Origin of the sequence: Mycolicibacterium peregrinum (genome assembly GCF_001665625.1) — a bacterium.
Classification (GTDB): Bacteria; Actinomycetota; Actinomycetes; order Mycobacteriales; family Mycobacteriaceae; genus Mycobacterium; species Mycobacterium peregrinum_B.
Map to the genome: position 1 here is coordinate 18,263 of NZ_LZSY01000093.1, position 12,941 is coordinate 31,203.

Below are 12,941 nucleotides of genomic sequence, written 5' to 3' on the forward strand. Positions count from 1 at the left end.
CACACTGCCGCACCGCCGTTTTCTACACCAGGGCTGTTGATCGCGTGGTCTAGCGACCCTGGCGTAGAAAACGGTGCATGGCTGCCACGAGGGTGTGCACCAATTCCTCTGGGCTGTGACGGGTTCACGATCGCGACCCTGGTGTAGAGAACGGCGTCGCGCCGCACTATCCACAGCGTACGGTTCATCCACAGAATCGACTGAGGCGTACGTGGGCACCGTCAATCCGTCGGTCACGCTGCCGACCATCGGTGCCCATGAACGCGCCATTCATCGGATCCGAAGCACTGGCAGCCGGCGTCCTCACGCGAGGGCAGCTGCGATGGCGTTACACCTCGGCGCACCCACGCGTGTATCTGTCGAAGAATGCTGTCGCAACGCTGGCAGACAACACCATGGCCGCGTGGTTGTGGACTGGCCGTCGCGGGATCATCGCCGGCCGCGCGGCGGCAGCGCTTCATGGGGCGCAATGGGTCGACGACGACGCTCCTGTAGAACTGATCGTCGAGCATGGGCGTCGCAGGCGCGGCGTCATCGTGCGCGAGGAACGTATCAGGCCCGACGAGATCTGCCGGATTGGCGAGTTCAGCGTCACCACACCGCTCCGCACGGCGCTTGATCTCGCGCGTTTTCTTCCTCGCGACGACGCGGTCGCCCACCTCGACGCGCTGGCCATCGCCACGGGCGTCGAAGCGGCGCCGGTGCTCGAACTGGCAGCCCGATATCGCAGCCTGCGTGGAATACGAAGTGCCCGAACGGCACTCGACCTGATGGACCCCGGTGGTCAATCTCCGAAGGAGACTTGGCTGCGGCTGCTCCTAATCGATGCGGGGTTTCGACGACCCCGCACTCAGATCCGGGTGACCGATGGTTTCGCCGAGGCGTTCATCGACATGGGTTATGACGACGTCAAAGTCGGCCTCGACTACTTGGGCAAGCACCACGCCACGGACCGGCCCCGCTATGTGCACGACATTGGGCGCAACGCGCTCATCGAACGTGAAGGGTGGATCAACATCCACGTCGTGGCCGAACACAGCAAAGCATTCATCCTGTACCGCGTGCGAGAGGCCTTTGCGCGGCGCGACGCTTCGCCGTTTTCTACGTGAGGGTCGCTAGACCACAAGGTCTGCAGCCCAGGCGTAGAAAACGGCGCGGACGTCTGGCCGGGCAGTTCACGGTTTTCTACACCAGGGTTGCTGGACCGTGAGATCAACAGCCCACACGTAGAAAACGGCGCGATGGCGGGGCGCACTGCGATGGCGGGGCGCACTGCGCAGGCGAGGTGCAGGCGCGCCATGGCGAGGCGCAGCGTCGCATTCGAGCCGCCAAACGGCAGCCCTTACGCGCTCGCCTCGTCCTCGACCTCAGCGGTCGCGTACGCGATGAACGACGTGATCTCCTCGACGGCGTGCCGCGCGTCGGGGTTGATGTCGAAGCTCAGCTGGAACATGTGCATTGCCCTGTCCCACACCTGAACCCACGCCGGAACACCGGCGGCCTGCAGCTTGTCGGCCAGGGCGAAGGCGTCGTTCAGCAGCATCTCGTGAGTGCCTACCTGGAGCAGGAACGGGCCGAGCCCGTGCAGGTCCGCCTCGGGCGGCATCACCGGCGTGGGCCGGGTGCCGTTGACCGTGGCGAACACGTCGTAGATGAACTTCACGGTCATGAACGGGAACATCACGTCGCGATGCTCTTGCAGCGCACGGTATTTCAGGTCCATGTCGGACGAGGTCAGCGGTGAGAGCAGGACCTGCCCGGCGGGAACCGGCCGCCCGGCGGCGCGGGCGGCCCGGGCGGTGTCGGCGGCCATCAGTCCGCCGGCCGAGTCCCCGGCCAGGACAATTCGATTGGGTGCGAACCCGAGCGACAGCGCCAGGCGGTAGCCGTCGAGCCCGTCGGCCACGGCGTCCTCGATGTCGGCCTGCGGGGCCAGGCGGTAGCCGACGTTGAGCACGCGCGCCCCGGTGGCCGCGGAAAGCTTCGACACGAAGCGGCGGTGCGAGTTCAGGCCGAGGGTCACCAGCGCCGAGCCGTGCAGGTAGACGATCACCCGGTCGGAGTCGCGGGCCTCGGGGGCGATCACCCATTCGGCCGGGCAGTTGGGCAGCGCCACCGGTGTCACCTCGGTGCCGGGCAGCGGCTTGATGAACCGCAGCGGCCGGTCGATGACGTCGAGGTGTGCACGCTGCAGCACCGCAGGGGCGACGCGGTTGATGCCCAGTCCGATCAGGGTCAGCAGACCCAGCAATGGGCGGACGAAGATCGCGGTGGTCCAGCCGAGTGCTCTGGACTGCAAGGATGCGGGGCCGAAGTGCACGGTGGCCGGCCGGCTACGCCAATCGAGCGAATTCACGGTACCTAGGGTACCGGGTACCTGAAATCGCTCGGATCAGGGCAGGGTGACGGTGGCCTGGGCTTCGATCGCCTTGTTGACGTCGGTCAACGCGCTCCTGTCGCGTTCCAGCGCGTCGGCGTTGATCTGCAGCACGTACACGGCGCCGGGCGCCTGGATCACGATGGTGGTCTGGGTGATCGCTCGCCGCTGTTCGGCCTTCGCGTACGAGCCGGCCAGGTGGACCGAGGGGAATCCGCTGATCTCCCCACGGGTCACGTCACCATTCGCCTTGTAGTCCGCCAGGTTCTGCAGTTCGTTGGGGGCGAACTCGAGCAGCTTGTTCGGATCGACGTCACCGGTCAGCTTGGAGATCAGCGAGATGACCGACGGCGGATCCGGCGGGTTTGTCGGGTCGTTGACCATCGCCGAGTACGCCCAGGCCGGTGTGCGGGTGCCTGCGTCGATCCAGCCGGGCGGAGTCGGCCAGTTGAACACCGGTGCGCCCGGATCGCCGCGGTGGACCGGCGTTTCGACGAGGCCACTCTGCTTGATGTAGTCGGCAATGGTGAAGGCGTGTGCGGGCGCCTTGGGGGCGGTTGTGGTCTTCTCGCCGGAGGTATCGGTGGCGGTCGCGGACGTGGTGTCGCCGCCTGGGATGTCTTCTTCGCCTCCGGAGGTGACCGCGAAGATGATGCCACCGATGAGCAGGACCACCCCGGCGATCGCGGCCGCAGCCAGGACGACATTGCGCCGGTTGGCCGACTTCTGCGGGATCGGGGTATGCGGCAACGGCGGTGGACCGAAGTTGGTCTGCGGCGGCCCCACCGGCCCGGGCGGTCCCGACGGCCCGCTGAGGCCCTGCATACCGACCGGCGTATTGCTCGCGACGGGTTGGCGGGACGCGTTTTCGTTGCCTGCCCACGACGAGGTGAACACCGGCGGTTCTGACGGCGGTGCCTGCCGCGGGTTCGACGGCGAGAGTGGCGTCGGCGAGACAGGCGCCGGCGGCGGGTTCACCGGCTTCGGGATGATCAGGGGCGTGGTGGGCGGCGCCGGCTCGTGGGCCGGAGCCGGCGTACGCACCTCGGGGGTGGTTCCGGTGGCCGCCTCGGCCAGCGCGACGGCGAAGTCGTGGCAGGTGTCGTAACGGTCCTTGGCGTCCTTGGACAGCGCCTTGGCCATCACCGAATCGAACACGGCCAGTTCGGGTTTCGTGTCAGCCAGCTTCGGTGGCGGGGAGTTCAGGTGGTGGCTGATCACCACGGCAGGGTTGCTGTGCGCGAACGGCGGAGTGCCGGTGAAGAGGCGGTACGCCGTAGCGGCGAGCGAGTACTGGTCGGCCCGGCCGTCGAGGGGCTGTCCCATCAACTGTTCGGGCGCGGTGTAGGACATCGAGCCAACGGTGATGTTGGTCGAGGTGAGCCCGTTGACCTCGTCGGCGCGCCGCGCGATGCCGAAGTCGGTCAGCATGATGCGGCGCTTGGAACCCTGCTTGCTGGTCAGCAGGATGTTGGCGGGTTTCACGTCGCGGTGCAGCAGCTTGCGCTGGTGCGCGTAGTCCAGTGCGTCGCCGACGGCGGTGACGACCTCGATGACATCTTCGGCCGGCATGCCCTTGGGGTACTGGTCGTGCAGAAGCTTGGCCGCGTCGTGCCCGTCGACGAAATCCATCGAGATCCACAACCGGCCCTCGAATTCGCCGCGGTCGTGCACGCCCACGATGTGCGGATGCCACAGCGTGGCCGCCATGTCCGCCTCGCGGATGAACCGCTGCCGGAATTCGTTGTCGGAGCTGACACTGATGGGCAGCACTTTGAGAGCGTCCTCGCGGGGTAACCGCGGGTGGGACGCCAAATAGACCTCGCCCATGCCACCAGTGCCCACCAACCGCACGATGGTGAACCCTGCGAATTCCTGACCGCTAGCCAACGGCATGGAGCGCAGACTACCGGTAGCAACGCTCACGCAACGACTATGCCGGGGGAGTGGCTTCCACGCGCCGGATGCTAGTTCTGCCGGGTGGCGATGTGCGCGGGCGGGTTCAGTCGTAGCGTGGAGTGGTGAGCCAACCCAAAAACGATGGTCGCCGGCAGCCCGGCTCCGGCGATCTGCCCCGTACCGTCGGCGAGCTGCGCGCCTCCGGCCACCGTGAACGGGGCGTCAAAGCCGAAATTCGCGAGAACCTGCTGTCCGCACTTGCAGATCGCCGGGATCCTTGGTCTGGGATTCTCGGCTTTCAAGACACGGTGATCCCGCAGTTGGAGCGGGCGTTGATCGCCGGACACGACGTGGTGCTGCTCGGTGAACGCGGCCAGGGCAAGACGCGGCTGCTGCGGGCGTTGACGGGGCTGCTCGATGAATGGACGCCGGTGATCGCCGGGTCCGAATTGGGTGAGCACCCCTTCAGCCCGATCACGCCCGAGTCGATCCGCCGGGCCGCCGATTCCGGCGAGGACCTTCCGATCGAGTGGCGGCACCGCAGTGAGCGCTACACCGAGAAGCTGGCCACCCCGGACACCAGCGTGGCCGACCTCGTGGGCGACATCGATCCGATCAAGGTGGCCGAGGGGCGCAGCCTGGGTGACCCGGAAACGATCGCCTACGGGCTGATCCCACGGGCGCACCGCGGCATCGTTGCCGTCAACGAGCTGCCCGATCTGGCCGAGCGGATTCAGGTGTCGATGCTCAACGTGATGGAGGAGCGCGACATTCAGGTCCGCGGCTACACGTTGCGGTTGCCGCTCGACGTCCTCGTCGTCGCGAGCGCCAACCCCGAGGACTACACGAACCGCGGCCGGATCATCACCCCGCTCAAGGACCGGTTCGGCGCCGAGATCCGTACGCACTACCCGTTGGAGATCGACGACGAGGTCGGGGTGATCCGCCAGGAGGCCCAGTTGGCCGCCGAGGTCCCGGATTACCTGCTCGGCGTGCTGGCCCGGTTCGCCCGCAATCTGCGTGAATCGAGTTCGATCGACCAACGGTCCGGTGTGTCGGCCCGCTTCGCGATCGCCGCTGCCGAGACGGTGGCGGCCTCGGCGCGGCACCGCTCCGCGATTCTCGGCGAGGACGATCCGGTGGCACGGGTGGTTGATCTGGCCACGGTGATCGACGTGCTGCGCGGCAAGTTGGAGTTCGAGACGGGCGAGGAGGGACGTGAGCAGGCGGTGCTGGAGCACCTGCTGCGACGTGCCACCGCCGATACCGCGCAGCGGCTGCTGGGGGGTATCGACGTCGCCCCGTTGGTGGCTGCGGTCGAGGAGGGTTCGCCGGTGACCACCGGGGAGCGGGTGTCGGCCAAGGACGTCCTGGCCGCGCTGCCCGATCTGGCCGTGGTCGACGCGCTCGCCTCCCGGCTGGGCGCGGTGTCGGTCGGTCAGCGTGCCGCGGCCATCGAATTGGCTTTGGAGGCGCTGTATCTGGCCAAGCGGGTGGACAAGGTGACGGGGGAGGGCGAGACGGTCTATGGCTGATCCCGGTCGGGGACACGGGCACACCTCGCGCTATTCGCGATATACCGGTGGCCCGGATCCGCTGGCACCGCCGATCGATCTGCGCGACGCGCTCGAGCAGATCGGTCAGAGCGTCATGGAGGGCAGCTCGCCGCGCCGCGCCCTCTCGGAGCTGATGCGTCGCGGCACCGAGGGTATGCGCGGCACCGACCGCCTGGCGGCCGAGGCCAATCGGAAACGCCGGGAGTTGTTGCAGCGGCACAACCTTGACGGGACGCTGCAGGAGATCAAGAAGCTGCTCGACGAAGCCGTGCTCGCCGAGCGCAAGGAGCTGGCCCGCGCGCTCGACGATGATGCACGGTTCGGCGAATTGCAGATGGAGGCGCTTTCCCCGTCACCGGCCAAGGCGGTACAGGAACTTGCCGACTATGACTGGCGCAGCCCTGAGGCGCGGCAGAAGTACGAGCAGATCAAGGATCTGCTGGGCCGCGAGATGCTGGATCAGCGTTTCGCCGGAATGAAGGAGGCGTTGGAGAACGCCACCGACGAGGACCGGCAGCGGGTCAACGACATGCTCGACGACCTCAACGACCTGCTGGACAAGCACGCCCGCGGTGAAGATACCCCGCAGGACTTCCAGAACTTCATGGACAAGCACGGCGAGTTCTTCCCCGAAGGACCGCAGAACATCGATGAACTACTGGACTCGTTGGCCAAGCGGGCCGCGGCCGCGCAGCGGTTCCGCAACAGCCTGTCGGCCGAGCAGCGTGCCGAGCTGGATGCCCTGTCGCAGCAGGCTTTCGGTTCGCCGTCATTGATGAATGCGCTCAATCGGCTCGACTCACACCTGCAGGCCGCCCGGCCGGGTGAGGACTGGAGCGGTTCGGAGCGGTTCTCCGGAGGCGATCCGCTTGGCATGGGTGAGGGTGCCCAGGCGCTGTCCGACATCGCCGAGTTGGAGCAGTTGGCCGACGCGTTGTCGCAGAGTTACGCCGGGGCGTCGATGGACGACGTCGACCTTGAGGCGTTGGCCCGCCAGCTCGGCGACGACGCCGCGATCGACGCCCGCACCCTGTCCGAACTGGAGAAGGCCCTGGTCAACCAGGGCTTCATCGACCGAGGTTCCGATGGGCAGTGGCGGCTTTCACCCAAGGCCATGCGTCAGCTCGGCCAGACCGCGTTGCGTGATGTGGCGCAACAACTTTCGGGTCGACACGGCGAGCGGGACACCCGACGCGCCGGGGCGGCGGGGGAGTTGACCGGGGCCACCCGCCCCTGGCAGTTCGGCGACACCGAACCGTGGAACGTCACCCGCACGGTCACCAATGCGGTGCTGCGACAGGCCGGTACCGGAATCGCCGAGCGACCGATTCGGTTCGCGGTCGAGGACGTCGAGATCTCCGAGACCGAGACCCGCACCCAGGCGTGTGTGGCGCTGCTGGTGGACACCTCGTTCTCGATGGTGATGGAGAACCGCTGGCTACCGATGAAGCGCACCGCGCTGGCGCTCAACCATCTGGTGAGCACCCGGTTCCGCTCGGATGAGTTGCAGATCATCGCCTTCGGCCGGTACGCGCGCACGGTAACCGCGGGCGAGCTGACCGGATTGGAGGGTGTGTATGAGCAGGGCACCAATCTGCACCATGCGCTGGCCCTGGCGACGCGGCATCTGCGTCGTCACCCCAATGCGCAACCGGTCGTGCTGGTGGTGACCGACGGCGAGCCCACCGCCCACCTGGAAGGATATGGACACGGGACTGCGCCCAATTCGGCGACTCCGTCGCCGGAAGTCTTCTTCGACTACCCGCCACACCCCCGCACCATCGCCCACACCGTGCGGGGTTTCGACGAGGTGGCCCGGCTCGGTGCTCAGGTGACGATCTTCCGGTTGGGCTCCGACCCCGGGCTCGCCCGGTTCATCGACCAGGTGGCGCGTCGCGTGCAGGGCCGGGTCGTCGTGCCCGATCTCGACGGGCTGGGTGCCGCGGTGGTCGGCGACTACCTGCACTCGCGTCGGCGCTAGTTTGCGACACAGTCGGCGCGCCGCGGGCTCGCGTAGTCTCTGGGGGCGATGGGGGTCATGAAGCGCGGTGCGGGTGTGGTCGTGTTGGCGGCCGGACTGATTCTCAGCGGGTGCACGCAGATGACCGACGGCACCGCGAAGGCCGGCTTCGCACCACCCGGAGCGCCCTCGGGAGCGTCCGGTTACAAGGCCCAAACCTGCGAGCAGTTGCACTCGGACGCCTGGATCGAAGTTCCCGGGACCGGGCCCGACGAGCCGCGGGTGCGTGTCGCGCAACCACCGGGCTGGGTGCCGGTGCCTGAGTTCGCCAAGGGCCCGGTCAAACTGGTGCTGCGTAACGAATCCCTCACTGACGGTGTGACGAATCCAGCCATCTCGGTGTCGATCGGAGATGCGACGGACGGGGACCGGTCGCCCAAGGACCTGCTGAGTGACACGATCAAGGGCTTCCAATCCATCGGCGCGCAGAACATCACCCAGGTGCCTTCCGAGATCTGTGGTTTCCCGGCGCTGATGGTCAACTACACGACCCCGCCCGACGACAAGATCAGCAAGACCAGCTACGTGACGTCCGTGTCGGTGATGGTGCCGCTCGGAGCGAAGGTCTGGAACATCGTGGCGTTGGCGCAGAGCACGGCGCCCAACAATCCCACCTTCATGGCCGACGCGCAGGTGATGTTGGCGGGGTTGCGGATTGCGATGCCGCGCTGATCCGGCATTTGTTCGACGTCGGAGTGTGCGCGAAACTCTTCATTCATTGCGTGGGCAATAAGCGGCGCGACTTCGGTTGGCGGTGCGACACTTCGACAATGAAACTTTTGCGTAGCGCAACGCTATTCGACATTTCTTGATCGGTTCTTTCAATTCATTGCAAAGGCAATCAAACGGCGAAGGTCGATTCGTTCGGCGTACCCCCGCCAAGGCTGTGGCGACGCTGCAAGTCGAATTAACATCGATTTGACCTGGACATACATGAGTGTCGGGGCCGCGCCGGGCAGATGTCTGCGCCTGGGGCCGGTGGAAATCGACGACCGGGTTAAAGCGGTTTGTGTCGCTACATTCGCTCGGCTCTTGCCGGCTGTAGTTAACGGATTCGCCAGTAATTTTCCTGTCGTTATCGGTTGCGGGAGTGAATGTGGAGACTTAGCATTCTCAGGAGTTTCTAAGTTGCCGTCGGCGGATCTCCAAGTCGGCCGTACCGTCCTCTAGTTAAGGGGTCCACCGCATGGCTGTACGTCCGCTCGTCACCACTGGTGCCGCACTTCTCAGCGCAGCTGCAGTCGTCGCCGCGACTCCGGCATTGTTCGTGCCCCGTGACCACGTCACGGTCGCCGCGCCGACCGCAGCCCTGGAACCGACGAAGCTGACGCAGGACCAGATCAATCTGCTTGCGCTGTCGCTGCAGGGTGCCTGGCAGTCCTTCACTCAGGGGTACGGCGGTATCTACATCCCCGGCCAGGTTCCCGAGATCGATCCGGTCACCGGTGAGATCGTCACCGATGCCGACGGCAACCCGGTGATGGTCGATGCGCCCGGTGACTGCACCGCCGCCGGAGCCGTGTGCCAGAAGGGCTTCACCGGACTGGCGTACTACCTCAGCGACAACATCCTGCCGCTCGGCGACGTGGACAACATCTTCTTCGAGGGCGGCTTCACCGAGCTGGCGCACGTGGCCATCCGCACCGTGGCCGTCGCCATCGATTCGGTTGACCCGACCGGCCGGCTGGATCTGACCAAGCGTGTCGACGACTTCTTCGAAGGTGGCGCAACGCAACTCATCGGCAACCTGTTGCTCGACAACCTGCCGCAGGACGGCTATGCCTACGGTCTGACCAACTCGTTCTTCTTCGGGTATGGCGACAACAGCGGCATCTGCGCGGCGTTCACCTATGTCGTGGATGCGATCGCCCAGGGCACGCCCACTCCCACTCCGAATCTGATCAATCCGCTCGACTCCGGCCCTTCCCTGCTCTCGACCGAGGAGGAGAGCAACAGCGACACCATGCTGCTGGCCAAGAAGGAGACCGGCACGGCCGTCACCAGCCTGCCGGGGCCGGCATCGCTGCTGAACCTGTCGACGCAGTCGCCGTTCAAGAAGCTGTTCAAGTCGCCCTTCCAGGCCCCCGCCGAGGACGAGACGAACCTCGTCAACACCCTCGACACCACCGATCCGGGCGCGGTCAAGGACACCGAGAACCCGGTCGAGGGTGGGACCGTTCCGTTGGGCGCCGAGATTCCGAAGCTGGATCTTCCGAAGTTTGAGCTTCCCAAGGCGCCGGAATTCAAGGTGCCCGAATTCAAGACGCCGGAATTCAAGACGCCGGACCTGACGGTCCCAGAGGTCAAGACGCCGGACGCCACGGTGCCCGAGATCAAGGCGCCGGAACTCAAGCCCGACCTCCCCAAGATCAACGTGAAGGAAAAAGAGGTCACCGGCGAAGACGGCACCAACACCGGCGTTGACACCCGGACCGGTAACAAGGTCGCGCCGCCCATCCTCTTCGGTGACGGCAAGCCGAAGGGCGAGTCCAATGGCAGCAAGTTCCTGAAGAAACTGGGCGAGGCCGTCAAGAACGCCACCGACGCCGGCAAGGACAAGGGAACCGACGGCGGTGATAAGTAGTCGTGCGGCCAGAAAACTGAGTGCGATCTCAGTTTCTTCTCAGGTCTCACGACTGCCGGTGAAGTTCGCTCAGGTCCGTGAGCTGGGCATATTGACTGCCGTGTAAGGCGAAGTGCTTCCGACGTTTGTCGGCGGCGAACTCAACCCGGAAATGCCGGCGTATTCAATGGCCGCCGTGATTGCTTTCGCGACGGGACACTGCCAGTTTTCGGCCGGGATTTCCGGCACACCGACGGCCGAGGTTCGTGCCGGCCGGGAACGAGCCGTGACGCCGGCCGTGTCCGCACCGGATGACGGTGCGTCGGCGCCGGGGTCATGCGCGCTGACCTAGGGAGATGAGTGGGCGGCTGCCAGTTGACCGAGGCGGGCGTGAGAGTGTGCCCGACCGCTACCTTCGGTGTTCGCGCCACGGATTCCGTATGCGACCACCCGCACTTTTGTGCCGGGTGTGCGCATCGGCGACGGTATCCGAAATTAGCTGAAAGTGAATCGATCGGGCATGCCGTGTTCGGCACCGAAATATTTGTCGGTGCCGTCCCGCAAAAACAGCGCTGTGGCAGTGCATCAGGGGTCCTGTCCTGCGGCGGGAGAGGTTGCGGGAGGTGGTGACGGGAATTACCCTTCTCAAAGACTTCTAAGGTAGTACGCAGATACCGAGCCGGATTCTCAGGAATCCGGCTCGCGCTTGAGATAAGGGGCCACACCCACATGGCAGTCCGTCCGCTCGTCACCACTGGTGTGGCCCTGCTCAGTGCGGGTGCGCTGGTGGCCGGGACCCCTGCGCTGTTCGTTCCTCGCGACGAGATCACGGTTGCCGCCTCAACTGCGGAAGCCACGGTGCACCGGACCATGACGGCCGAGCAGATCAACCTTGTGGCGCTTTCGCTGGAAGCGGCCTTGGGTTCCTTCCTCGATGGTTACGGCGGCTATTACTACCAAGGCTATGTTCCCGCCCCGACCCCCGGCTACATCCTCAATGAGGACGGGACTCTCCTCTTAGATCCAGATGAGGACACTCCGGCGGACACCGCTCTTGTCGGTCCGGATGGAAAGCCCCTTTACAAGGACGCGGAGGGCAAGATCCCCGCGACTGTCGGCGACATGGGCGACGGCGTTCAGTTCTACAACGCCTTGGGCAACAAGGTCAACGAGAACTACTACGACCCGGGCAACTGCTCCGCAACCGGCGCGGTCTGCCATGACGGCTTCACCGGTCTGGCGTACTACCTCAGCGATAACATTCTGCCGCTTGATGTTTTCGACAACATCTTCTTCGAGGCGGGTGCCACCGAGTTCGCCTATCTCGGTTCAGTGGTCGCCGCCTCGATCGTCGATGCGTTCGACCCGACGCAACGCCTCCAGCTGTCGAAGCGGGTCGATGAGTTCTTCACCGGTGGGGCCACCATGGTCGTCGGCAGCATTCTGAACGACAACCTTCCGGATGGCAGTTTCGCGCAGGATCTGAGCAACTCGTTCTTCTTCGGGTACGGCGACGATACGGGCATCACCGCCGCCGTCAACTACATCGTCGACACCGTGAGGGCGGTGCTCACTCCCGAGGAGCCATCTGAAGAGGCCGGCACCTTGAGCCTCCTGTCGACGCAAGAAGAGACCACGTCGAAGGTGGAAGCCGGGCCAGGTTCGGTGACGTCCACGACCCTGCCGAACCTCAGCAAGCTGCTTAGCCTGCCGACGAACGTCGAGTCGCCCCTCAAGAAGCTGGCGGAGAAGCTCGAGGCGCCCGATGAGTCCAAGCTCGTCAAGACTCTCGACCTCAAGACCGAGGACGTCACGGTCGACGAGACGGCTGAGGACGGCACCGAGGCAGCCACACCCGTCGTCGAGGTCTCGAAGCCCGAGGCTCCGAAGTTCGAGCTGCCGAAACTGGATCTGGGCCTGAACCTGACGCCCAAGACCACGGTCAACGAGGCTGCGGAAGTCAAAGAGACTGCGGCACAAGAGGAGTCCGAGGAGAAGGCGAGCTCGGAGGAGAAGGCCGGCACTGCGGACTCGGCCGACACCGGTGCCACCGGTGCCACCGGCAAGACTGCGAACAAGTTCGCTCCGAAATCGCGCACCACTGAGCGCAAGAAGTCGGCAGGCGAGAAGTTCGTCGAGAACGCCACGAAGAATCTGGAGAAGGCGTTCAAGCCCACCACCAAGGCCGGTGCCGACAAGCAGGATACTGCGAAGGGTGCCACCGCCAAGGGTGCTTCCGACAGCGATTCCGGAGCCAAGGCCGGCAACACGCATGCCGATGCCAAGAGCGCCAAGGACAGCAAAGACAGCAAGGGTCACAAGGACAAGTAACGCCTGAACTGTCACGCAGCGGCCCCCTCCGATTTGGAGGGGGCCGTTGCGTTTTCACGTACTTGGATGGTCGCTGTGGACGGGCTGTGAATTCTCGTGATCATGTGCCGAACAGCAAATGAACAACGGCGCCAGTACCTATCGCACCTGGTCGCGGTGCCTTAGGTTCGCTGGCGGGCCAGTGGCAATGTCAGC

General features: G+C 65.3%; 8 protein-coding genes. 6 read left to right on the top strand and 2 right to left on the bottom strand.

The genetic code is table 11. The features are described 5' to 3' along the window. Nucleotides 1-257 precede the first annotated feature (257 nt). Nucleotides 258-1,109, top strand: a complete 852-nt coding sequence (locus tag A5779_RS13285; protein WP_064882575.1) for a hypothetical protein — start codon at nucleotides 258-260, stop codon at nucleotides 1,107-1,109. A 233-nt stretch (nucleotides 1,110-1,342) separates the two neighbouring features. Here A5779_RS13285 and A5779_RS13290 read toward each other — a convergent pair whose 3' ends face one another. Both A5779_RS13290 and A5779_RS13295 read right to left on the bottom strand, forming a co-directional pair. Then, complete coding sequence (locus A5779_RS13290) at nucleotides 1,343-2,356, bottom strand: alpha/beta hydrolase (RefSeq protein ID WP_064882577.1); 1,014 nt, start codon at nucleotides 2,354-2,356, stop codon at nucleotides 1,343-1,345. A gap of 36 nt (nucleotides 2,357-2,392) precedes the next feature. Beyond that, entirely contained in the window at nucleotides 2,393-4,273 is a 1,881-nt protein-coding gene (locus A5779_RS13295) for an LpqN/LpqT family lipoprotein (protein WP_064882579.1), read from the bottom strand. Nucleotides 4,274-4,395: 122 nt separating this feature from the next. Between A5779_RS13295 and A5779_RS13300 the strand changes: the two genes are divergently transcribed. From A5779_RS13300 to A5779_RS13325, 5 genes are all read left to right on the top strand, one after another. Beyond that, nucleotides 4,396-5,811, top strand: a complete 1,416-nt coding sequence (locus A5779_RS13300; protein ID WP_413784915.1) for a sigma 54-interacting transcriptional regulator — start codon at nucleotides 4,396-4,398, stop codon at nucleotides 5,809-5,811. Then, nucleotides 5,804-7,813 carry a vWA domain-containing protein gene (locus A5779_RS13305; RefSeq protein ID WP_064882580.1) on the top strand — a complete coding sequence of 670 codons (2,010 nt, stop codon included), beginning with the start codon at nucleotides 5,804-5,806 and terminating at the stop codon, nucleotides 7,811-7,813. The genes A5779_RS13300 and A5779_RS13305 overlap by 8 nt, the downstream gene beginning before the upstream one ends. Nucleotides 7,814-7,861: 48 nt before the next feature. After that, nucleotides 7,862-8,524, top strand: coding sequence for a hypothetical protein (locus tag A5779_RS13310; RefSeq protein WP_064882581.1), 663 nt, complete (start codon nucleotides 7,862-7,864; stop codon nucleotides 8,522-8,524). Nucleotides 8,525-9,038: 514 nt separating this feature from the next. Then, nucleotides 9,039-10,436, top strand: coding sequence for a hypothetical protein (locus A5779_RS13315; RefSeq protein ID WP_064882582.1), 1,398 nt, complete (start codon nucleotides 9,039-9,041; stop codon nucleotides 10,434-10,436). A 708-nt stretch (nucleotides 10,437-11,144) separates the two neighbouring features. Then, on the top strand, nucleotides 11,145-12,746 hold the full coding sequence (locus A5779_RS13325; protein ID WP_064882585.1) for a hypothetical protein: 1,602 nt from the start codon (nucleotides 11,145-11,147) through the stop codon (nucleotides 12,744-12,746). Nucleotides 12,747-12,941: the final 195 nt, after the last annotated feature.

What these genes read in the sequence shown, in the direction of transcription:
- A5779_RS13285 (WP_064882575.1), top strand. Translation starts at nt 258, where the DNA reads ATGAACGCGCCATTCATCGGATCCGAAGCACTGGCAGCCGGCGTCCTC.
- A5779_RS13295 (WP_064882579.1), bottom strand. Translation starts at nt 4,273, where the DNA reads ATGCCGTTGGCTAGCGGTCAGGAATTCGCAGGGTTCACCATCGTGCGG.
- A5779_RS13305 (WP_064882580.1), top strand. Translation starts at nt 5,804, where the DNA reads ATGGCTGATCCCGGTCGGGGACACGGGCACACCTCGCGCTATTCGCGA.
- A5779_RS13310 (WP_064882581.1), top strand. Translation starts at nt 7,862, where the DNA reads ATGGGGGTCATGAAGCGCGGTGCGGGTGTGGTCGTGTTGGCGGCCGGA.
- A5779_RS13315 (WP_064882582.1), top strand. Translation starts at nt 9,039, where the DNA reads ATGGCTGTACGTCCGCTCGTCACCACTGGTGCCGCACTTCTCAGCGCA.
- A5779_RS13325 (WP_064882585.1), top strand. Translation starts at nt 11,145, where the DNA reads ATGGCAGTCCGTCCGCTCGTCACCACTGGTGTGGCCCTGCTCAGTGCG.